General features: G+C 67.3%; 19 protein-coding genes. 4 read left to right on the top strand and 15 right to left on the bottom strand.

The window, feature by feature from the left end; translation table 11 throughout:
- The first annotated feature begins 106 nt into the window (after positions 1–106).
- On the top strand, positions 107–2059 hold the full coding sequence (locus tag ABIB26_RS07945) for a M13 family metallopeptidase (RefSeq protein WP_354241164.1): 1953 nt from the start codon (positions 107–109) through the stop codon (positions 2057–2059).
- Between the two features lie 29 nt (positions 2060–2088).
- Here the strand turns inward: ABIB26_RS07945 and ABIB26_RS07940 are convergent, their stop codons facing one another.
- The 10 genes from ABIB26_RS07940 to ABIB26_RS07895 form a co-directional block, all read right to left on the bottom strand.
- On the bottom strand, positions 2089–3093 hold the full coding sequence (locus ABIB26_RS07940) for an Rv1681 family radical SAM protein (protein WP_354241162.1): 1005 nt from the start codon (positions 3091–3093) through the stop codon (positions 2089–2091).
- Entirely contained in the window at positions 3087–3899 is an 813-nt protein-coding gene (locus ABIB26_RS07935; RefSeq protein ID WP_354241160.1) for an Rv1680 family SBP-like protein, read from the bottom strand. Before ABIB26_RS07935 ends, ABIB26_RS07940 begins: the two co-directional genes overlap by 7 nt.
- Complete coding sequence (gene fadE16, locus ABIB26_RS07930; RefSeq protein ID WP_354241158.1) at positions 3896–5047, bottom strand: Rv1679 family acyl-CoA dehydrogenase; 1152 nt, start codon at positions 5045–5047, stop codon at positions 3896–3898. Before fadE16 ends, ABIB26_RS07935 begins: the two co-directional genes overlap by 4 nt.
- A complete protein-coding gene (locus ABIB26_RS07925) occupies positions 5022–5438 on the bottom strand; it encodes an Rv1678 family membrane protein (protein ID WP_354241156.1) in 417 nt (138 codons plus the stop codon). The genes fadE16 and ABIB26_RS07925 overlap by 26 nt, the downstream gene beginning before the upstream one ends.
- Positions 5435–5956 (bottom strand): DoxX family protein, encoded by a 522-nt coding sequence (locus tag ABIB26_RS07920; protein WP_354241155.1) that lies wholly within the window; start codon positions 5954–5956, stop codon positions 5435–5437. The genes ABIB26_RS07925 and ABIB26_RS07920 overlap by 4 nt, the downstream gene beginning before the upstream one ends.
- A 159-nt stretch (positions 5957–6115) precedes the next feature.
- Positions 6116–7684 (bottom strand): LCP family protein, encoded by a 1569-nt coding sequence (locus tag ABIB26_RS07915; protein ID WP_354241153.1) that lies wholly within the window; start codon positions 7682–7684, stop codon positions 6116–6118.
- 121 nt (positions 7685–7805) lie between these two features.
- Positions 7806–8765: a GTPase Era gene (gene era / locus ABIB26_RS07910; RefSeq protein WP_354241151.1), complete on the bottom strand. Its 960-nt coding sequence runs from the start codon at positions 8763–8765 to the stop codon at positions 7806–7808.
- Positions 8749–10080, bottom strand: a complete 1332-nt coding sequence (locus ABIB26_RS07905; RefSeq protein WP_354241149.1) for a hemolysin family protein — start codon at positions 10078–10080, stop codon at positions 8749–8751. Before ABIB26_RS07905 ends, era begins: the two co-directional genes overlap by 17 nt.
- Complete coding sequence (gene ybeY / locus ABIB26_RS07900; RefSeq protein ID WP_354241147.1) at positions 10077–10550, bottom strand: rRNA maturation RNase YbeY; 474 nt, start codon at positions 10548–10550, stop codon at positions 10077–10079. The genes ABIB26_RS07905 and ybeY overlap by 4 nt, the downstream gene beginning before the upstream one ends.
- The gene (locus ABIB26_RS07895; protein WP_354241145.1) at positions 10547–11635 is read right to left on the bottom strand and encodes a PhoH family protein; all 1089 of its coding nucleotides are present in this window, start codon (positions 11633–11635) and stop codon (positions 10547–10549) included. Before ABIB26_RS07895 ends, ybeY begins: the two co-directional genes overlap by 4 nt.
- A 457-nt stretch (positions 11636–12092) precedes the next feature.
- On the opposite strand from ABIB26_RS07895, the gene ABIB26_RS07890 reads away from it, so the two are divergent.
- Positions 12093–12992 (top strand): GerMN domain-containing protein, encoded by a 900-nt coding sequence (locus ABIB26_RS07890; protein ID WP_354241374.1) that lies wholly within the window; start codon positions 12093–12095, stop codon positions 12990–12992.
- A 23-nt stretch (positions 12993–13015) separates the two neighbouring features.
- On the opposite strand, the gene ABIB26_RS07885 is transcribed toward ABIB26_RS07890, so the two are convergent.
- The 3 genes from ABIB26_RS07885 to hrcA all read right to left on the bottom strand — a co-directional run bounded on the left by ABIB26_RS07885 (position 13016) and on the right by hrcA (position 16070).
- Complete coding sequence (locus tag ABIB26_RS07885) at positions 13016–13822, bottom strand: 16S rRNA (uracil(1498)-N(3))-methyltransferase (RefSeq protein ID WP_354241144.1); 807 nt, start codon at positions 13820–13822, stop codon at positions 13016–13018.
- 2 nt (positions 13823–13824) lie between these two features.
- Complete coding sequence (gene dnaJ, locus ABIB26_RS07880) at positions 13825–14952, bottom strand: molecular chaperone DnaJ (protein ID WP_354241142.1); 1128 nt, start codon at positions 14950–14952, stop codon at positions 13825–13827.
- A 104-nt stretch (positions 14953–15056) separates the two neighbouring features.
- Complete coding sequence (hrcA, locus tag ABIB26_RS07875) at positions 15057–16070, bottom strand: heat-inducible transcriptional repressor HrcA (RefSeq protein WP_354241140.1); 1014 nt, start codon at positions 16068–16070, stop codon at positions 15057–15059.
- 239 nt (positions 16071–16309) lie between these two features.
- Here hrcA and ABIB26_RS07870 point away from each other — a divergent pair, with 239 nt between their 5' ends.
- Positions 16310–17158, top strand: coding sequence for a DUF3097 family protein (locus ABIB26_RS07870; RefSeq protein WP_354241138.1), 849 nt, complete (start codon positions 16310–16312; stop codon positions 17156–17158).
- Positions 17159–17287: 129 nt separating this feature from the next.
- Positions 17288–17707, top strand: a complete 420-nt coding sequence (locus tag ABIB26_RS07865) for a DUF4870 domain-containing protein (RefSeq protein WP_354241136.1) — start codon at positions 17288–17290, stop codon at positions 17705–17707.
- A 60-nt stretch (positions 17708–17767) separates the two neighbouring features.
- On the opposite strand, the gene hemW is transcribed toward ABIB26_RS07865, so the two are convergent.
- Together hemW and lepA are read right to left on the bottom strand one after the other, a co-directional pair.
- Positions 17768–19006 carry a radical SAM family heme chaperone HemW gene (hemW, locus tag ABIB26_RS07860; RefSeq protein WP_354241134.1) on the bottom strand — a complete coding sequence of 413 codons (1239 nt, stop codon included), beginning with the start codon at positions 19004–19006 and terminating at the stop codon, positions 17768–17770.
- A gap of 42 nt (positions 19007–19048) precedes the next feature.
- Positions 19049–20902 carry a translation elongation factor 4 gene (gene lepA, locus ABIB26_RS07855; protein WP_354241133.1) on the bottom strand — a complete coding sequence of 618 codons (1854 nt, stop codon included), beginning with the start codon at positions 20900–20902 and terminating at the stop codon, positions 19049–19051.
- Positions 20903–21054: the final 152 nt, after the last annotated feature.

The raw sequence follows: 21054 nt of genomic DNA, 5'->3' as shown, positions 1-21054 counted from the left end.
AGTAACACGCGTGCGTAAGATGAAGGAGCCATACCTCCGCAACGTCCACCATGCAGACCCTGTACCGGCGCCAACCCCGGTCAGGCTGCCTCTCAAAGGAGCATCCGTGCCACTTTCGGGGATCGCCCTGTCCAATCTCGACTCCACCGTGCGGCCGCAGGACGACCTGTACCTGCACGTCAACGGCACCTGGCTGAAGAACACGGCTATTCCGGATGACCGGCCGCTGGAGGGCACATTCACGGCCCTGCGTGACGGTTCGGAGCTTGCGGTGAAGGAGATCATTGAGGATGCCGCCGCCCGCGGCGGGGAAGCCACCGGGATCGAGCGGAAGATCGGCGGGCTGTACAACAGCTTCATGGACGAGGCCGCGGTGGAGGCCAAGGGCCTGGACCCGATCCGGCAGCGGCTTGCCGAGGTGTTTGCCACGGAGTCCACCGCCGGCCTGGTGGCGCTGGCCGGACGCCTGTTCCGCGCCGATGTGGGCGGCCTCTTCTACATCTATCCCGCTCCCGACGCCGGCAACCCCGACCGGGTCCTGCTGTACACCGGCCAGGGCGGGCTGGGCCTGCCGGACGAGTCCTACTACCGCGAAGAGAAGTTCGCGCCGATGGTCCAGTCCTACCGCGGGCATGTGAAGGCCATGTTCGATCTGGCCGGCGTCGCCGATCCGGAGGCCGCGTCCGGCCGGGTGGTGGAGCTGGAAACCGCCCTGGCGTCACACCACTGGGACAACGTCACCATGCGCGATCCGCAAAAGACCTACAACCTGAAGTCGGCCGAAGAGGCGGCACAGCTCTTCCCGCTGCTCGGGGACTGGTTCGATGCCGCCGGCATCGCGCCGGACAAGCGCGCCGAACTCGTGATGAGCACCCCGGACTTCTTCGCCGGGACGGCCTCCCTGCTGGAGACGGTGCCGTTGGCCAGCTGGCAGGAATGGCTCGCCATGCGCGTCGTCAGCGCCGCCGCCCCGTACCTGTCATCCGCGTTCGTCGACGCCAGCTTCGCCTTCTACGGGACCACCCTCAGCGGCACGCCGCGCAACAAGGACCGCTGGAAGCGCGGCGTCGCCGTCGTCGAGGCCGGACTCGGCGAGGCTGTCGGCCAGATCTACGTCGCCCGGCACTTCCCGGAGGCCCACAAGGCCCGCATGCAGTCGCTCGTCGCGAACCTGATCGAGGCGTACCGTCAGTCCATCACCGGGTTGGCCTGGATGGGCGCGGAAACGAAGCAGGAGGCGCTCAAGAAGCTCGACTCCTTCCGGGCCAAGATCGGCTACCCGGACAAATGGATCGACTACTCGGCGGTAGAAATCGATCCGGCCGACCTGCTCGGCAATGTGGAGCGCGCCCACAGCGCCGACGTCGACCGCCACCTGGACGAAGTGGGCCAACCCGTGGACCGCGAGAAGTGGCTCATGACGCCGCAGACCGTCAACGCCTACTACCACCCGCTGCTCAACGAGATCGTGTTCCCGGCCGCCATCCTGCAGCCGCCGTTCTTCACCGCCGAGGCTGACGACGCCGTCAATTACGGCGGCATCGGGGCGGTGATCGGCCACGAGATCGGCCACGGTTTCGATGACCAGGGCTCCCAGTACGACGGCAGCGGACTGCTCCGGAACTGGTGGACCGAGGATGACCGCAGCGCGTTCGAGGCGCTGACCTCGAAGCTCGTGGCCCAGTTCGAGGTGCTCTCCCCGAGCGCCGCTCCCGGCCACAACGTCAACGGAAAACTGACCCTGGGCGAGAACATCGGCGACCTCGGCGGCCTGACGATCGCCTACAAGGCGTACCTGATCAGCCTCGACGGCCAGGAGCCGCCCGTGCTGGACGGCTTCACCGGGGCCCGGCGGTTCTTTGCGTCCTGGGCCGCGGGCTGGCGGCAGGTCATGCGGACCGAGGAAGCGGTCCGCCGGCTCGCGACAGACCCGCACTCCCCCAACGAGTTCCGCACCAACCAGATCAGCAAGAATCTCGACGCGTTCCACGTGGCCTTCGGCACCGCGGAGCAGGACGGCATGTGGATGCCGCCGGCGGAGCGCGTCAGCATCTGGTGATGTCTGTTGCTGATTCGTGTCGGGGGCGCTCAGGCGCAGGGAAACCATTGGCTGGCGGCGTAGGCGCGGGCCCGCTGGTCTGCGTACCGTCGGCGCACCTCGTCGATCGCCGTGGCCAAGGGGAAGATCTCCGCAGTGACCAGCTGGTCTGAGTCGTCGGCTCCGATCGGGTGCCAATAGACGCCCTCGGCGGTCACAGTGACTTCGGGGATCAACGATTCAACCGTTAACTCGATGCCCGCGTCGGCGTTGCCGCGGTGGGCCAGCGCCCGGATGACCTGGTCAAAGGGGTCGATACCGAGCGAGTCGAGGAACTCGTGGAACGGCTCGAGTTCGTGGCTTTGAGCGGCAGGCAGCGTCGCCGCGACCCTCACCCGGAAGCCCTCGTCCTGGGCAATCCGGATCCCGGCAACGGCGCGCTCCCACGATCCTTTGCCGCGGTGGCTATCGTGACCCTCCGGAGTGGCGGAGTCAAGGCTGATTTGCAGCGTGAGCCTGCTGCGGTCCATCCGGCGCAGCCGTTCGAGACGGTGCCCGCGGAAGAGCATCCCGTTCGTCAGTAACGTGGTCGGGAGCGCCGCCGTGCAGACGGCGACGAGCTCGTCGAGGTCCGGCAGCAGGAATGGCTCACCGCCGGTCAGGATGAGCTCGCTCACGCCCGATTCAACAGCCTCCGCCGCCAGCCGGCGGATGCGGTCGATACCGAGGGCGCGCCGGGCGGTCTGTGGTGAGGACCTGGCGCAACAATAGTCGCAGGCCAAGTTGCAATCGAAGTTCGTGTACATCCACAGCCGGGTCCCGGGCAGCCGCCCGTCCTGCACTCCTGCGAGCGGGTCGGGGGCGCGGCCGCGCCGGACAGTGACATTACCGTCGCGGACGTCAACGAGTTCGTTGCCGGTCCGGGCGCACCAGGCGGCCACTGTATGCGTTGCCTCGTCCTGGTCACCCGGCCCAAGCGGCACGGTGACAGTGGAGCCGCCGGGCACGCCGGCGATCCGTTCCAGGAGTTCCAGTATGACGACGGGATTTACCATCGAGACCCGATCCTTTGCTCGTGGACGGCGTCGAACAATACCTCGTAGCCTTCCAACCGGGGGACCACCCAGCGACGGAGTCCTTCCAATTCCAGGATCGGACGGTGCGACGGGTTGTCCCAGTCCATCGCGAACAGGTGCTCGACCCAGGCCGAGGCACGTTCCTCCGAGAGCGCGGGCAGCGCCGTGAAGTTGCAGTGGCTGTAAACGGGCGACGCCCACAACACCTCGAAGGCCCCGGGCATCAACTCGTCGCGTCCAATTGCCTCCCAGGTGTTGATGCCGATCGCGGCGGCGTCGGCGCTGTCATCCAACACGGCCCGGAGGGCATCCAGTTCGCTGCGGCCCGTGTCGCCGTGCTTTCCGACATCGCTGTCCAGGCGCAACAGGTCCACCGTTCCATCGCCGAGCCCGGCCTGGGTTAGGAAATGGACTGGCAGGATCGCAGCCTGGGCGGAGTCCCGCGAGCCCAGTGCCAGCCGCCGCCCTCGCAGGTCCGCCAGCCCTGACATGCCGGAACCGGCACGGGTCACGAAGACGGTCCGGAAGACGGCGTCAGTGTCCCGCATGGCCAACGCGCGGCACCCGCCCTGGGTCTGTGCGACGGTACGCACCCACGCCAGGTTGGTGTTCCAGGCGATGTCGATGGTGCCCTCCAGCAGTGCGTCCACCTGGCGTCCGTAGTTGGAGAACAGCACGAAATCCATCTCGGCCGGCGTCCCGGCGAAGTAGTCCCGGATCCCCTCCCAGACGGTGACCACGGTAGGTGTGTAGGCCACCGAGCCCACCATCATTGGGGCGCTCACGCCGGCTCCTTCACCGCGGCGGAGGGACTGTCGAACAGCGGCTGGCCGGTAATCGCCCTCCCGTAGAAGTCGTACAGCACGTCGGCCGTCGGGGCCATCACGTGGCCGGCCCTGGCATCGCGGAAGTAACGGTCAATCTGAAGATGCTCGGAGAACGCCGCACCGCCACAGACGCGCATCGCGGCATCGGTGATACTGAGGGCCGCGTCGTTGGCCGCTGCCTTGACGCCCAGCACATGCAGCATCGTGTCCTCCTGTGGCTCGGCAATCCGGCCCGCGGTCTGATGCAGGTAGGCCGTTGTGACGGCCAGTTCGATCGACATTTTCGCCAGCCGGGCGCGGATGGTCGGCAGCGCGGACAAGCTTTCGTCAAGGTGTTCGAGGCGGGCGGCGCTGGTGTGCCGGATCGCTGCTTCGACGGCGGCGCGCGCCAGCCCCACCGACACGGATGCGTTGCCCAGGTTGAACCACGGCAGCACCGTCTGCAGCATCAGGTCCATTCCGCCGCCCGCGACGCCCAGCCGCGTGTCCTCCGGCACTTCGACCACAAAGGTCATCGGCGTCGAGGCATTGCCCCGCAATCCCATGCCCCGCCACGCGCCGGCCACCTCGACGCCCGGATAGCCGGCCGGGATCGCGAACAGGTCCACGGTGTCCGCGGCGGCGGTCCGGGTGGAGACGATGTAGACGTCAGCGTGTCCTGCCGAGGTCACCCAGCTCTTACGCGCGTTGAGCACTATGCCTGCACCGTTCTGGCCTGCCTGCGAAACGGGCGCCCAGAAATGCGACCGGGACCCTGCTTCGGAGAATGCCAGCGACCCGAGGACCCGGCCGCTGGCCATGTCGGCCACCAGACCGGGCGACCCCGGTGGCGGTGCGGCCGCCACGGGCATCGCGGCGCTAATGTGCATGAGGTAGATCATGGCTGTTGAACCGCAGGCACCGGCGAGGGCGCTCAGGACTTTGACCAGTTCGTGCGGGCCGCCGCCAAGGCCACCGGCTTCCTGCGGCAGGGTCAGGCCGAGTAACCCGGATTCGCGCAGGGCCACCACGGCCTCGGCGGGGAACCGGGCGGCCGCGTCAACGTCGTGGGCGTTGGCGCCGGCAATGGCGATTACCGGTTCAAGCCGCTCGGTCAGATTGATCATTCGTAGTCCTGTCCTCGGCAGTAGAGGGATGCGCGGCAGATGAAGGGCGCGGCGTCAGCGTCACGGCAAGCAGTCCGATCCCCAGGCCTCCCATAAGTGCCACGGTGGAACCGTCGCCGGCGAGCCAGTTGACGCTCTGGCCAGCCTGCAGCAGCTGAAGCAACGCGGCCGCCACGAATCCTGCCCCGGACGCGACCGCCAGGACGCCCACGCGCAGGATCCCGGCGATCACCGCGGCAACTCCGAGGATAAGGAGCAGGACAAGTCCCGCCCCCCGGATGTGGATGAACTCGAGCTGAGCCGGTCCACCGCTGGAGAAGGTGAACGCAGAGCTCAGGAGTGCGGCCTCGCCCAGGGCGAGCACGGGTTGATCGAAGTGGCGCCCGGTCATGAGAGCCTCGCGAGGAGTTTTTCGAAGCGTCCGGTGGATTCCACCCAGCGGGGCCGGAGGACTCCGTCGACCCCGTAGGCGCGCCCGGCCGCGGTGGCAAAAATGGCTGTGTGGGCCAGGATCATCAGATAGTACGCCCAGTGCCATTCATTCGGGGCGTTGAGGACGGACAGGGTGATCGCCAGCGACTGGACCACTCCGACGACCGCCCAGAAGCGGGTGGCGAGACCGATGAGCAGGAACGCGCCCAGGCCCGCTTCGACAAGAAGGGTCATCCACCCGAACAACGGGAAAGCGGGCAGCACTATCTGTTGAATGAACCATGTGAAAGGGGGAAACACGGGGTAGTCAACGGCGAAGCGGGTGAATAGATAGAGTCCGGTGTTCCCGCGTTCGCCGAAATCCGGCGGTACTTTCCAGGCGACGTTTTGGATCCACAGCAACGCCACCCCGGCCCGGAGCACGAAGATCCCTCCGCGGGCCAGCCGGCCGTCCACCGTCTCAAATGGGGCAGACAATGCAGCCGTCGCAGAACGATCCCTGCTCATGGAACCCATTAAGGACCCATGGGCGGAGCGGCGCAAGACGAGAGTCCTTACGTTTCCGGAACGGTCCGGGGCACCTGCCGGCGGGATGACTGGCGCAGGCCGGCCCTTCGCCCCAGGTGTGGGCCTGCGTCAGCGGGTGATCAGGAACGGATTGGCCTGCTGGCACACGGTGTCCCCGGCCGTCTGGTTGACGATGTCCGGCGGCAGAGCCACCTGGGCGTCCCCGGTGGCCGTGCCGCCGACGAGGTCACTGCCCAGGTAGACCTGGACGCCCGTGACGCCGGCGACCGGGGCGACCTGGCTGGCCGGAATCCCCAGCAGCGCGGCAACGTCCGCGGCCACATCGGCGAACCCCGCGCCGTAGTAGACGCCGGTGGTGGCGGCGGGCCTGGCCGCGAGCTGAGCCAGCTGGGTGAAGCCGCCGGCCGTCAGAGACTGCAGGATCTCCTGGGTCCGGGCCGGAACCCCCGAGCCGTTGGCTACAGCGACGGGCTGCAGAGTCTTGTCGTAAGCCGGGGTCGTCTCGGTGGCAGTGGGTGCCGCACTGGCGCTCGGGCTGGCGGAGGCGCCGGCCGCCCCCGTCGGGTCGGTGAGGTCCACGTTCTTGCGCATCGCGGCAAAGAGCTGGGACGCGCCAGGCTCCGCCAGCTGCAGCCTGTTCTCGTCACTGGCGGCCGGCTCGGTCGGCACGGCAACAAACGCGACCTTCCCGACGTCGATATCCTTCAGCCGGTTGCCCACGGTCAGCAGCGTCGGGATGGAGGCCAGTCCCTCGTCGATCGTGAGGTTCTTGGTGATCGCATCGGCGATGCCCAGCATCCGGGAAGGGTTGGTGAGCGTGCCGTCCGCCTTGATCTTCCGGGTCAGCGAGGACAGAAAGCTCTGCTGCGCCTTAACCCGGCCGAGGTCGCCGCCGTCGCCGAAGGCGTGCCTGGTCCGCACGAAGGCCAGTGCCTGCTCGCCCTGCACCGTGGAGGTGCCCTTGGGGAGCCGGAGCTTCGAATCGGGGTCGTACACCGCGTCGCTGATGCAGACATCGACGCCGCCGACGGCGTTGGAGAGTTCTTTGACCGCGTTGAAGTCGGCCATCATGAAGTGGTCAACCTCCAGGCCGGTGATCTTGTTGACCGTGTCGACGGCGCAGCCGATTCCGGCTTCCGACATCGCCGCGTTGATCATGACGTTCTTCTGCGCGGGATACACGGCCTTGGTCTTCTGGTCGGTGCATTTGGGGATGTCCACCAGCAGGTCACGGGGGAAGCTGACGACGTTCACGCGTTTGTTGTCGGCCGAGATGTCCATCAGCATCATGACGTCCGAGTGCCCGTAGCCCGTGGAGTCATCGGCGGTGCCGTACTGCGCGTTCTTGCCGTCGCGTGTGTCCGAGCCAAGGATCAGGATCTGCATCCTGTCGTGGGAGTCGTTCACCGCGGCCTCGGTCTTGGAACTCCCCGCACTCAGCGAGGCCTTCGAGATGTTTCCCTCCAGCCGGATGACCCAGTAGGCGCCGAAGGCTATGACGCCCACGAGGAGGACGGCGACGACGGCGGTGCCGATTTTCAGCCAGGCCGGCAGCCGCCGGGGCGCACCCAGGTGCCGGGCCGGGCCGACGGCGGGATCATCCGAGTGCCGGGCAGCACCGGCTGACCGAACCGGCGGTTGGATGCCGTCTGCACGGTCTGGGCGGGGTCGAGCCACTTGTTGAGCCTTCCTTTACGAACGGGAGTCCGCCTATTTTAGTGTCCGTATCTGGGAAAAGCCCGATGGCCGATGCCATGGGAGTGGCGGCCCCGCCGGACACCCCTCTCGGGAGCCCGGCTCAGAAACCGAGTTTCACCAGCTGCTTGGGATCCCGCTGCCAGTCTTTCGCGACCTTGACGTGCAGGTCGAGGTAGATCCGGGTGCCCAGCAACGCCTCGATCCCCTTGCGTGCCGTGGTGCCGACTTCGCGGAGCCGCGCCCCGCCCTTGCCGATGATGATGGCCTTCTGCGAGGGCCGTTCGACGTACAGGTTGACCCGGACGTCCAGGAACGGGCTGTCCTCGGGCCGGCCTTCACGGGGCACGATTTCGTCGACGACGACAGCCAGCGAGTGCGGCAGCTCGTCCCGGACGCCTTCGAGCGCGGCTTCGCGGATGAGTTCGGCAACCATGACCGCTTCCGGCTCGTCCGTCAGGTGCCCGTCGGGGTACAGCGGGGGCGACGCCGGCATGTGGCTGATCAGTACGTCGGCCACGGTTCCGACCTGGAAGCCGTCCGTCGCGGAGACCGGAACGATGTCCTTCCAGCCCTCCTCGCCCAGGACCTCACGGCCCAGGGCGGCGACTGCCAGGAGCTGCTCGGTGAGGCCCTGGCGGTCCACCGTGTCTGCCTTCGTCACGATCGCAATGATCGGCTTGTTGCCGACGGCGGCCAGCTGCGCGGCGATGAACTTGTCACCGGGGCCGATCTTCTCGTTGGCCGGAAGGCAGAAGCCGATCGCGTCGACCTCGGCGAGGGTGTCGGCGACGAGCTCGTTGAGGCGCTTGCCGAGCAGCGTGCGCGGCCGGTGCAGGCCCGGGGTGTCCACAAGGATCAGCTGGGCGTCATCCCGGTGGACAATGCCGCGGATGGTGTGCCGGGTCGTCTGGGGCTTGGCCGAAGTGATGGCGACCTTCTTGCCGACCAGGGCGTTGGTGAGCGTGGATTTGCCGGCGTTGGGCCGGCCCACCAGCACCGAGAAACCGGCGCGATAGCCGCCGTAGGCTGCTTCGCCGTCGGACTTATTCTGCTTGCTCACGTGGTACTCCCTGTTGGTTTGGTGCGGCCTTGTCGAGAAGCTCTTCAAGGTCAGTTTCTTCCTTTGGAACGGCCGCCGCAATGATGTGGCTGACCCGGTTCCGCCGGCCCTCGAGCCGGTCCGCGCGGAGGGACAGCCCGTGGACCGCGACGGTGCTGCCGACGATCGGCACCCGTCCGAGCGCCTTGGCGAGCAGCCCGCCCACGGTGTCCACTTCGTCGTCGTCGAGCTCGAGGTCGAACAGTTCGCCGAGGTCCTCGATGCTCATGCGGGCGCTGACCCGGTAACTGCCGTCGCCCAGCTCCACAGCCTCCGCGCTTTCGGTGTCGTACTCGTCCACGATCTCGCCGACGATCTCCTCGATGAGGTCCTCGAGGGTGACCAGTCCGGCGGTTCCGCCGTATTCGTCGATCACGATCGCGACGTGCGTCGACTCTTTCTGGAGTTCGCGCAGCAGCTCGCTGACCGGTTTGGAATCGGGAACGTAGCGGACCTCCCGGGCCAGTTCGTCCACGACCGGGGGTTCCTCCCCCGGGCCGAGGTTATGGAGCACCGCGGCCACGTCCTTGAGGTACACGATGCCGAGGATCTGGTCCGTGTTCTCGCCGATGACGGGAATGCGCGAATACCCCGAGCGCAGGAACAACGACATCGCCCGGTGCAGGCTGGAGCCCGAGTCGATGCAGAGGATGTCAGTCCGCGGGACCATGACCGAGCGGACCAGGGTGTCGCCGAAGTCGAATACCGACTGGATCAGTTCGGCCTCGTTGTCCTCGATGACGTCGGACTCGGAGGCGCGGTCCACGAGTTCACGGAATTCCTCTTCGCTGAAGAAGGCCTCGTTGTCCGCCGGCGCCCCGGGGGCCACCGCGCTGCCCAGCGTGACCAGCCAGCCCGGGATGGGGCCGAGCACACCGCAGAGCCAGCGGATGAGCGGGGCCGTGAAGCGGACCAGGGCGGCGGAGTGGACCCGTCCGAGCTGCCGCGGGGACACCCCGACGATCACGAAGCCGATGAGCGCCATGATGCCGGTGGCCGCCAGCCCGGACAGCCAGACGTTGTCCAACAGGCTGTGCAGCAGCACCGTCACGGCGACGGCGGAGGCCATTTCGAACCAGATCCGCCAGAACCGGAGGGCACGCATGTGCGCCACAGGCTGCGCCATGATGCGCTTCAGCGCCGTGCCGCGGCTCTCCAGGATGGCCGCTTCGGCGTCGTGCCGGGGGAGGTAACTGAAGGCAGACTCGGCGGCGGTGAGCAGAGCGGCAAAGCTGAGGAACACCAGCGCCATGCCGGCAAGGATCAGTGGGGTCACTGAATCGTCTCTGACGGGGCCTCTTTGCCGGTGAAGGCGGAGAGCAGTTCGCGCTGGAGGCCGAACATTTCTTCCTTCTCCTCCGGTTCGGCGTGGTCATAGCCGAGCAGGTGCAGGATGCCGTGCGTAGTGAGCAGCAGCATTTCGTCCTGGGTGGAGTGGCCGGCGTCCTTCGCCTGGATCTGGGCCACCTGCGGGCAAATGGCAATGTCGCCGAGCATGCCCTGCGGCGTCGGCTTGTCCGGGGTGCCCGGGGTGAGTTCGTCCATGGGGACGGACAGCACGTCGGTGGGGCCGGGTTCGTCCATCAGTTCGATGTGCAGCTTCTCCATGGCGGGTTCATCCACCAGCAGGATGGACAGCTCCGCCTGCGGGTGGATGAAGAGCCGTTCGAAGATGAACCGGGAGAGCGAGACCAGCTGGGATTCGTCGACGGCCACGCCGGATTCGTTGTTGACTTCGATGCTCATGCGTGCCCTCCCCGCTTTTCCCGGGCGACGGACTGCTTGACCCGGTTTCTCTGGATGTCGTCCCAGATGCTGTACGCATTGACGATGTCGCCCACCAGACGGTGGCGGACGACGTCGGACGAGTCCAGAACCGTGAAGTTGACGTCCTCGATGCCCTGCAGGATCTCTTCGACGATCCGCAGGCCGGAGCGGGTCCCGAACGGCAGGTCCACCTGGGTGACGTCACCGGTGACCACCATCTTGGAACCGAAGCCAAGCCGGGTGAGGAACATCTTCATCTGCTCGGGCGTGGTGTTTTGCGCCTCGTCCAGGATGATGAAGGCGTCGTTGAGGGTGCGTCCGCGCATGTACGCCAGCGGGGCGACCTCGATGGTGCCGGCGGCCATCAGCCGCGGGATGGACTCGGGGTCCATCATGTCGTGCAGGGCGTCATAGAGCGGCCGCAGGTAAGGGTCGATCTTGTCACTGAGGGTGCCGGGCAGGAAGCCGAGCCGTTCCCCCGCCTCGACGGCCGGACGCGTCAGGATGATGCGGCTGACTTCCTTCTGCTGCAGCGCCTGGACGGCCTTGGCCATGGCCAGGTACGTCTTGCCGGTGCCGGCGGGACCGATCCCGAAGATCACAGTGTTCGCGTCGATGGCGTCCACGTAGTTCTTTTGATTCAGGGTCTTCGGGCGGATGGTCTTTCCGCGGCTGGAGAGGATGTTGTGCGTGAGGACGTCAACCGGGTTCTGCAGGGACTGGCTCCGGAGCAGCGACACGAGCTGCTGCAGCACGGCGGGGGTGATAACCGTGCCCCGGGCGACGAGGCCGCGCACCTCGTTGAGCAGACGCATGATCCGGGGCACATCGGCGGACGACCCGCTGATCGAGAGCTCGTTGCCACGGACATGGAAGTCCACGGCCGGGAACTGGCTCTCAATGAAACGCAGGGCTTCGTCATGACTGCCGAGGGACTGAACCATCTGGTCGGAGTTGTCGAACAGGACCACCTCCGTCCGCAACCCTGGGAGGGAGTGTGGAAATTCGCCTGCGGGGCGCCTTGCGGCGCTGATCCGGGCTTTGCCGTTCGCTGCTTCAGTCATGGTGTTGGCCCGCGGGCCTCTGGTCCCCTCCAGTTCGGAATTGATCTGTCCCGCTGATCCGGCCCGACGGCGGTGCTCGCCAACAGCGTGCTCGCCTTCTGGTTCCGGTCTCTCCGGGTCCTTCCATCTTACGCCAGCGCAGGACGCTGCACGCCGCGGCGGGCCGCCATTGGGCCGCGATTGGGCCGCCGTCGAGCCGCGAATTCCGACATTAGGTATCAACTTTGTATCGGCCTCATATCGTTCCCGTTGCAGTTCCGGGACCCGGGCCCAAACCCCGGTCCTGCGCGTGGACCATATGCCATGCTGGGAATCGGCCGCCCCGGGAGCAGTGCTTCCGGCCGTCTCGGCGGACATGGCGAGGGCAGGCCCGGAGACCGATGGAACAGGAAAGGAAGCAGCTATCAGGCAGCGTGGCACCAGCCAGACGTCGACAGTCGGGCGCATTCGCCCCGGCATGTTGCTGCTGGTGCTGCCCGCGGCGCTTGTCCTGTCCGGCTGCGTGGCCACCCCCCAACCCGGTATCACCAACTCGAATGCCCCCTCGCAGCGGCTGTCCAGTCCGGCCTCCCCCGGCGCCCCGACCACCAGCGCCCCGCTGGAAACAACCCAGGCGTCCAACAAGGCCCCGGTCTACTGGATCGGCCGCAGCAATAACAACATGTTCCTTTACCGTGAGTTCCGTGACGTTCCGGACCAGGACAACCCCGTGACGCGTGCGCTCCGGGTGATGATGTCCGAGAAGCCGCTCGATCCGGACTTCTTCACCCCCTGGCAGAACCCAAAGAAACTGGCCACCTCCATTTCCGGGAAGAACGTCATCACCGTGGACCTCTCGGATGACGCCTTCAACTCCAATGTGGATGCGGCAATGGCCGAACGCGCCATCCAGCAGCTTGTCTACACCGCGACGGCAGCCGGTGCCAGCGCGGGCCTGATCGATTCCGGGCAGCAGATCCAGGTGGTGGTGCTCGTGGACGGCCACACGGACTATGTCGCCTTCAATCATGTCCGCCTCGGTTCCCCTACGTCCCGCAGCTCCGGCATGGTTGCCCCGGTGTGGATCATCGACCCCCAGGAAGGCACCTCGATGGAGGAAGGCGCTGTCAAGGTCAGCGGCCGGAGCACCGTTCCGGGTGGGAAGCTCCGCTGGGAGATCCTGCGGGTCGACGGCAGCGTCAAGACGACTTACTTGAACGGGAACACCCCGGCCTCCGCGGACGCCGGCCAGTCCGGACTGTTCAGCCTTTCGGTGAAGCTGGGCCCCGGGAACTACGAGGTCAAGGTCTCCCAGCTGCAGGACGGCAACCCGTCGCAGGACCTCAACGTCGACACTCGCGGCTTCACAGTTAAATAGAGCCTGCTAAATAGGGCCTGCCGCTACCAGCGGCCCAGGATGTCGCTCGCCAGCACGGTCGCGGCGGGGCCGGCGGTGGACGAACGCAGCACGTGGTGGCCGAGCAGGGCGGTGACGGCGCCGGCGTCGCACAGCCTCCTCACTTCACGGGGGCTGATGCCGCCTTCCGGGCCCACGATCAGCAACACCTCACGGGCGGCGTCCGGCGCGTCTGGGGCCGGCCGGCTGGCCTGTGTGGCCGGCGCGTCCGGCGTCGCCTGCCAGGACTCCAGCACCTGCCGCAGGGGACGTACGGCGTCCTCGTGCAGGATGATGGCGAGACCTGCAGCGGCGACAGCCGCCTGAAGTCCGGCGCTGTCGACGGCGGAGCGGACCTCCGGAATCCAGGCGCGGCGTGCCTGCTTGGCGGCTGCCGTCACGACGGACTGCCACTTTGCATGGGCCTTCGCCGCCCGCTCCGCTTTCCAGCGCACGATCGAGCGTTCCGCCTGCCAGGGGATGACAGCGTCGATCCCCAGCTCCGTGGCGGTTTCGGCCGCCAGCTCGTCCCGGTCGCCCTTGGCGAGGGCCTGCACCAGGACCAGCCGGATGTCCGGCCGCGGTTCCGCGGTCAGTTCGGCGCACTCCACCGTCAGTTCGCCGGGCGCGACGGCCGTCACCGTTCCCGTGAGCCGCTTCCCGGCACCGTCGGCGATGTCCACCGGTTCGCCGACGCTGAGGCGTTTCACCGTGACCGCATGGCGGGCCTCGGCGCCGTCAAGGACGAAGGCGGAACCGGGGACCTGCTGGTCCAGTGTTCCCGGGGCGGTGAAGAAGACCGGATTGCTCACCGCTACAGGTTACCGAGCCGGTCCCGGAGCTTGGCGAAGACCCCGCCGCTCGCCGCGAGTTTCCCTTCGGTGAACTGTTCCCCGCGCAGCTTCGCGAGCTGGCGGAGCAGGTCCTCCTGGGCGGAGTCGAGCTTGCCCGGGGTCTCCACCTGCAGGTGGACCTTGAGGTCCCCGCGGCCGTAGCCGCGCAGATGGGTGACGCCGAGTCCGCGCAGGGTGATGACCTCGCCCGACTGGGTGCCAGCCTTGACGTCGATCTCCTGCTGCCCGTCAAAGGTATCGAGGGTGAGCTCGGTGCCGAGCGCGGCGGCGGTCATCGGGATATTCAGGCTCGCGTGCAGATCGTCGCCGTCGCGCACGTAGGTGGCGTCGTTGTTGACCCGGATCTCCACGTAGAGGTCGCCCGCGGGTCCGCCGGCGGGACCCGCCTCGCCCTGGCCGGAGAGCTGGATGCGGGTGCCGGTGGCGACGCCGGCCGGGACCTTGACGGTCAGGGTCCGGCGGCTGCGGATCCGGCCCTGGCCGGCGCACTCGTTGCAGGGATCCTTGATCACGGTGCCGAAGCCTTCGCAGCTGCCGCAGGGAGCCGTGGTCATGACCTGGCCCAGGATGGAGCGGACGGCACGCTGGACCTGGCCGCTGCCGCCGCAGATGTCACAGCGCTCCGGGCGGGTGCCCGGCCGGCAGCAGGAGCCGTCACAGGTGGGGCAGGTGACGGCGGTGTCCACCTCAAGCTTCTTGTTCACGCCGAACACCGCGTCGCGGAGCTCGATCCGGACGCTGATCAGCGCGTCCTGGCCGCGGCGGACCCGGGACGCCGGACCGGCCTGGCCGCCTGCGCCGAAGAAGGTCTCGAAGATGTCCTGGAACGCGAAGCCCTGGCCGGCGTAGCTGCCGCCGCCGAAGCCGTTGTCCGTGCCGTTCTCATTGCCGGTGGTGTCGTAGACCCGGCGTTTCTGCGGGTCGGAGAGCACCTCGTAGGCGTGCGTGACGGCCTTGAAACGGTCTGACGCGTCGTCGCCGGGGTTCACGTCCGGGTGCAGGGTCCGCGCAAGCTTGCGGTAGGCCTTCTTGATCTCTTCCCCCGTTGCTTCGCGGGAGACTCCAAGAACGTCGTAGTGGCTGCTCAAAGTTTGTATCTCTTCCTGGTTGTACTTCTGTTAGGGGCAAGAAGCCTGGCTGTTAGGGGCAAGAAGCCTGGCCAACAGCGGCGCGGCGGCCGCTGCCTGGGCGGTCAGGGCCCGAGGATCCTGGAAAGGTAGCGGGCCACCGCACGGACGGCGGCCATGGTGGTCGGATAGTCCATCCGGGTGGGACCCAGCACACCGACCTTGGCTGTGGCGTCCGGGCCGTAGCCGGTAGCCACCACCGACGCCTCCGCGAGCCCGTCGTACGGGTTCTCCCGGCCGATGCTGACAGTCACTCCGCGCGGGTCCGCTGCCATGTCGCTGAGCAGGCGCAGCATGACCACCTGCTCTTCGAGTGCTTCCAGCACGGGACCGATGCTCAGCGGGAAGTCCACGTTGGACCGGGCAAGGTTGGCTGTCCCGGCCATGACCATGCGCTCTTCGCGGCTGCTTGCGGCGAGGGCTTCGAGCCCCCTGGCCAGTGCCTGCGCTGCGCTGCGCCGCGCCGGCGGGCAGCTGACCACCACGGCCTGCAACGGCTGCGGCAGCAGGTTCAGCGGCGTCCCGGAGAGGCTGCCCAGGAACCGTGACCGCAGTTCCGCGACGGCCTCCTCCGGAAGGTCCTGGCCGACGTCGATCACCCGTTGCTCCACCTTGCCGGTGTCCGCGATCAGGACCGCCAGCACCTTCCGGGGCGCCAGCAGGACAAATTCGATATGCCGCACTTTGGCCCGGCTCAGATGCGGATACTGCACGACGGCGACCTGGTTGGTCAGCTGCGACAGGAGCCGCACCGTCCGGTCGAGGACGTCGTCGAGGTCATCGGACCCCTCCAGCAGCGCCTGGATGGCCCGGCGTTCCGCCGGGGAGAGCGGCTTGACGGCGGAGATCTGGTCCACGAACAGCCGGTAGCCCTTGTCCGTGGGAATCCTTCCGGAACTCGTGTGCGGCGCCGTGATGAGGCCTTCATCTTCCAGTGCGGCCATGTCATTGCGGATGGTGGCGCTGGACACGCCCAGATGGTGCCGTTCCACGAGGGCTTTGGAGCCGACGGGTTCCCGCGAATGGACATAGTCCTCCACGATGGCGCGCAGCACTTCGAGCTTGCGTGGTTCGCTCACGCCGCACCTCCAATCGACTGTCCCGCATCCGGTGCCGCCCGTCCGGCCGCGCCCGGGAGGCGGTCCGCACGGGGCGTGGTTAGCACTCGACATGCCTAAGTGCTAACCAGTCTAATATGAGTCGCCGCGTTGTTAGCATTGGATTCGCTCCAGGCGTCGTTTCCGGGGCCGGGGTTTTCGGGCACAGCCCGCCGTATCATTTCGAGCGCCAGGCAGTGTAAAAGAAGGCAGTGTAACAGATGTCATACCAGAACTGGGGCCCGCAGGACCTGTCCGCGCCCGCCAAGCCCCAGCTGCCCGAAGTCCCCGTGGAACGCGGAATGGTGCTCGAGGACGTGCAGTCCGGCTGGGTGGGGGCCGTCACCCGGGTGGAGAAGTCCGGCGGGATGCATGTGGTGGCCCTGGAGGACCGCCGCGGCAAGTCGCGGTCCTTCCGGCTCGGCTTCGGCTTCCTCCTGGCGGGCCAGCCGATCCGGCTGATGCCGCCGGCCCCGCGGCCTGCTGCGGCCGCTGCAGGCACCCGCACCGCCTCCGGCTCGGTCCGGGTCGAGGGCCGGCGCGCGCAGGTGGCCAAGGCCAGCCGGATCTGGGTGGAAGGCAAGCACGACGCCGAGCTGGTGGAGAAGGTCTGGGGTGACGATCTCCGGGTGGAGGGCATCGTCGTCGAGCCGCTGCACGGCATCGATGACCTCTCGGCCGCCGTCGCCGCGTTCCGGCCCGGCCCAGGACGCCGGCTCGGCGTCCTGGTAGACCACCTGGTCCCGGATTCCAAGGAGTCCAGGATCGCCGAGGCCGTGATGTCCTCCCCCGGCGCGGCCGGGAACGTGCTGATTGCCGGGCACCCGTACGTGGACGTGTGGCAGGCCATCCGTCCCGCCGTGCTGGGGATCGAGAAGTGGCCGGTCATCCCCCGGGGCGGGGACTGGAAGACCGGCATCCTGATGGCCTTCGGCTGGCCGCACAGCAGCAAGGAGGATGTCGGTCTGGGCTGGCAGAAGCTCCTCGGCGCCGTCCGCAACTACGCCGATCTGGAAGCCTCACTGCTGGGCCGCGTGGAAGAGGTCATCGATTTCCTCACGGTTCCCTGAGGGCCCGATCCTCGATTCGGCGTCCGAGCACGTATTCTTGGAGCGGTGGCTGCGCACCCTGCGCGGCTCCGGCACTACTGGCAACAACTTCCAGCAACGACGCATCACAGCAATCCGAAGGACTAAACCGTGGCAGAAGACGCACGCGAGCACACGGGCAATCAGGCCGGCCATGGCCAGCCCCCGTATCATGGCGTTCCCGCCAATGCGCTGCCCCTGACGGCCAGCGAGGACCGGCAGTGGGCCACGCTGGCGCACTTTGGCGGCATCCTCGGCTGCGTTCCTTCGCTGCTGATCTACCTGATCTTCAAGGACCGCGGCCCGTTCACGGCGCAGGAGTCCAAGGAAGCCCTCAACTTCACGCTGCCCCCGACGATCGCCGCCGTGCTCGCGAACCTGCTGGTCTTCGTGCCGGTGGTGGGAAACCTGTTTGCCGTCCTCGCCACCGTGATCTGGATTGCCGTCACGTGCTTCTCCGTCGCCGCGGGCATCCATGTCAACCGTGGCCAGCCGCACCGCTATGAGTTCAACCTGCGCTGGATCAAGTAGGGGCATCCCCAGCCCGGCAGCCCAGCAAGTCTGCCCGGCCCGGCTGGTCAGCTAGTCTGCTCAGTCAGGCAGGATCCGGCGGACCACGGCGTCGGCGAGCAGCCGCCCCTTGAGCGTCAACACCAGCCGGCCCTTGAAGGCCGCCAGCGGATCAACCAGGCCGTCGGCAATCAGCCCCGCCACGGCGTGCCGCCCGGTGTCCCCCAGGCCGCCCAGGCTCGGGATGTCCAGCCCGGTACTCAGCCGGGCTTCCAGCATGACGCGCTCCACGTTCCGGGTCTCGGAGTCGAGGGTTTCCCGTCCGGCAGCAGGCGAGAGCCCGGAACCCAGCCGGTTCGCGTAGGCCGCGGGGTGCTTCACATTCCACCAGCGGACGCCACCCACATGCGAGTGCGCCCCGGGACCGATCCCCCACCAGTCCTCGCCCCGCCAGTAGGCGAGGTTGTGGCGGCAGGCCTGTTCCGGCGTGCGCGCCCAGTTGCTGACCTCGTACCAGCCCAGGCCGGCAGCGGAGATGAGCTCGTCCGCGAGCTCGTACTTGGCGGCGTGGTCGTCGTCGTCGATTCCGGGCACCTCGCCGCGGCGGATCTGGGCGGCGAGCTTGGTGCCTTCCTCGACGATCAGCGCGTAGGCGCTGATGTGGTCGGGTCCGTAGGACAGCGCAGTCTCCAGCGAGTAGCGCCAGTCCTCGAGCGATTCCCCCGGGGTGCCGTAGATCAGGTCCAGGCTCACGGCGAGGCCCGCCTCCCGGGCCCACTGGACCACCTGCGGGACACGGCTGGGCGTGTGGGTGCGGTCCAGCACCTTCAGGACATGCGGGACGGCCGACTGCATGCCAAAGGAAACCCGGGTGAACCCGGCGTCGGCCAGCAGCTGCAGGGATTCGGGCGTGACGGAGTCCGGGTTCGCTTCGGTGGTGACCTCGGCCCCGGGCTGCAGACCCCACGCCGCGATGGCGGCGGTCAGGATCCGGCCCAGATCCTCGGCGGGGAGCAGCGTCGGTGTTCCGCCGCCAAAGAAGACGGTCCCGAGCGGCCTCGCGGGCAGGCCACTGTCCCGTAGCGCCGCGGCGGCGAAGTCGACCTCCGAGATGGCCGTGCTGGCGTAGGCGTCCTGCGAGGCGCCGCCGCCGAGCTCGGTGGCGGTGTAGGTGTTGAAGTCGCAGTAACCGCAGCGGACGGCGCAGAACGGGATGTGCACGTAGAGCCCGAAGGCCCGCCCGGCGGCGCCCTCCAGTGCCTGGGCCGGGAGGAGGCCGTCCGGCGGAGCCGGGTCGCCCAGGGGAAGAACGCTAGGCACGGGCCCGGCCCGCCTGCATGGGGACAGTCATATCCGGCACCGCTACTTCTTGGCCTTGTCCTTGGACTCGTCCGTGGTCAGGGCGGCGATGAACGCTTCCTGCGGCACTTCCACACGGCCCACCATCTTCATCCGCTTCTTGCCTTCCTTCTGCTTTTCCAGCAGCTTGCGCTTTCGGGTGATGTCACCGCCGTAGCACTTGGCAAGGACGTCCTTGCGGATGGCGCGGATGCTTTCGCGGGCAATGATCCGGGAGCCGATGGCGGCCTGGATGGGCACCTCGAACTGCTGGCGCGGGATGAGTTCGCGCAGCTTGCCAGTCATCATCACACCGTAGGCGTAGGCCTTGTCACGGTGCGTGATGGCGGAGAAGGCATCAACCTGCTCGCCCTGGAGCATGATGTCCACCTTGACCAGATCGGCCACCTGCTCGCCGTCGGCCTTCCAGTCCAGCGACCCGTAGCCACGGGTCCTGGACTTGAGGATGTCGAAGAAATCGAAGACGATTTCGGCCAGCGGCAGGCGGTACCGGATTTCCACCCGGTCCTCGGAGAGATAGTCCATGCCGCCCATCACGCCGCGCCTGCTCTGGCACAACTCCATGATGGCGCCGACAAACTCGTTCGGCGCAAGGATGGTGGCGGACACCATCGGCTCGCGGACTTCAGCGATCTTGCCGCTCGGATACTCGCTGGGGTTGGTGACGTGGATGATCTTCTTGTCCTCCAGCGTCACCTCGTATTCCACATTGGGGGCGGTGGAGATCAGGTCCAGGTTATATTCGCGTTCGAGCCGCTCCCGCGTGATTTCCAGGTGCAGCAGGCCGAGGAAACCCACCCGGAAGCCGAATCCCAGCGCGGCAGACGTCTCAGGCTCATACACGAGCGCGGCATCGTTGAGCATCAGCTTCTCCAGCGCATCGCGGAGCGCCGGATAGTCCGTTCCGTCCAACGGATACAGGCCGGAGAAGACCATGGGCTTGGCATCCGCGTAGCCGGCAAGGGATTCCGTGGCCGGCTTGGCGAGGTTGGTGACGGTGTCGCCGACCTTGGACAGGCGGACGTCCTTTACACCGGTGATGAGGTAGCCGACTTCGCCGACGCCGAGGCCCTTGGACGGGGTGGGCTCCGGAGAGCTGACACCGATCTCGAGGAGTTCGTGGGTGGCGCGGGTGGACATCATCTGGATGCGTTCGCGGGGGTGCAGCATGCCGTCTACCACACGCACGTAGGTGACCACGCCGCGGTAGGTGTCATAGACCGAGTCGAAGATCATGGCACGTGCGGGGGCGTTGGGGTCGCCCACCGGGGCGGGAAGGTCGCGGACGATCTTGTCCAGCAGGACCTCGACGCCTGCGCCGGTCTTGCCGGAGACGCGCAGCACGTCCTCCGGATCGCCGCCGATCAGGTTGGCCAGTTCCGCCGCGTACTTCTCCGGCTGGGCGGCCGGGAGGTCGATCTTGTTCAGCACCGGGATGATCGTGAGGTTGTTTTCCATCGCCAGGTAGAGATTGGCGAGAGTCTGGGCCTCGATGCCCTGGGCCGCATCCACGAGCAGCACCGCGCCTTCGCAGGCGGCGAGTGAACGTGACACCTCATAGGTGAAGTCAACGTGCCCGGGGGTGTCGATCATGTTCAGGGCGTAGCTGGTGCCCTCCAGCTCCCAGGGCATGCGGACGGCCTGGGACTTGATGGTGATGCCGCGTTCGCGCTCAATGTCCATGCGGTCCAGATACTGGGCCTTCATGTCGCGGGACTGTACGACGCCGGTGAACTGGAGCATCCGGTCCGCCAGCGTGGATTTGCCGTGGTCAATGTGCGCAATGATGCAGAAGTTCCGGATGATGGCCGGATCTGTTGCGGCGGGCACCGGGGCGGTGCGGGCCATGGGAGACACGCAGGGTCCTTACTGTTGGCTGTACTGCTGGACTATTGGCTTTCACGGACCCGTGCGGATGGTGGTGCCATCCCGCGAGGTGCCGCATATCTGAACCTAGTCTCCCACGTCCGGGGCCGTCGGAGCGCATTCCTGCCGTCGGCGGGCACCCC

The organism is Arthrobacter sp. UYEF20 (assembly GCF_040546335.1).
Lineage (GTDB): Bacteria > Actinomycetota > Actinomycetes > Actinomycetales > Micrococcaceae > Arthrobacter.
The sequence above is the reverse complement of the archived record's forward strand: the minus strand, read 5'-3'. Positions and strand labels throughout refer to the sequence as shown.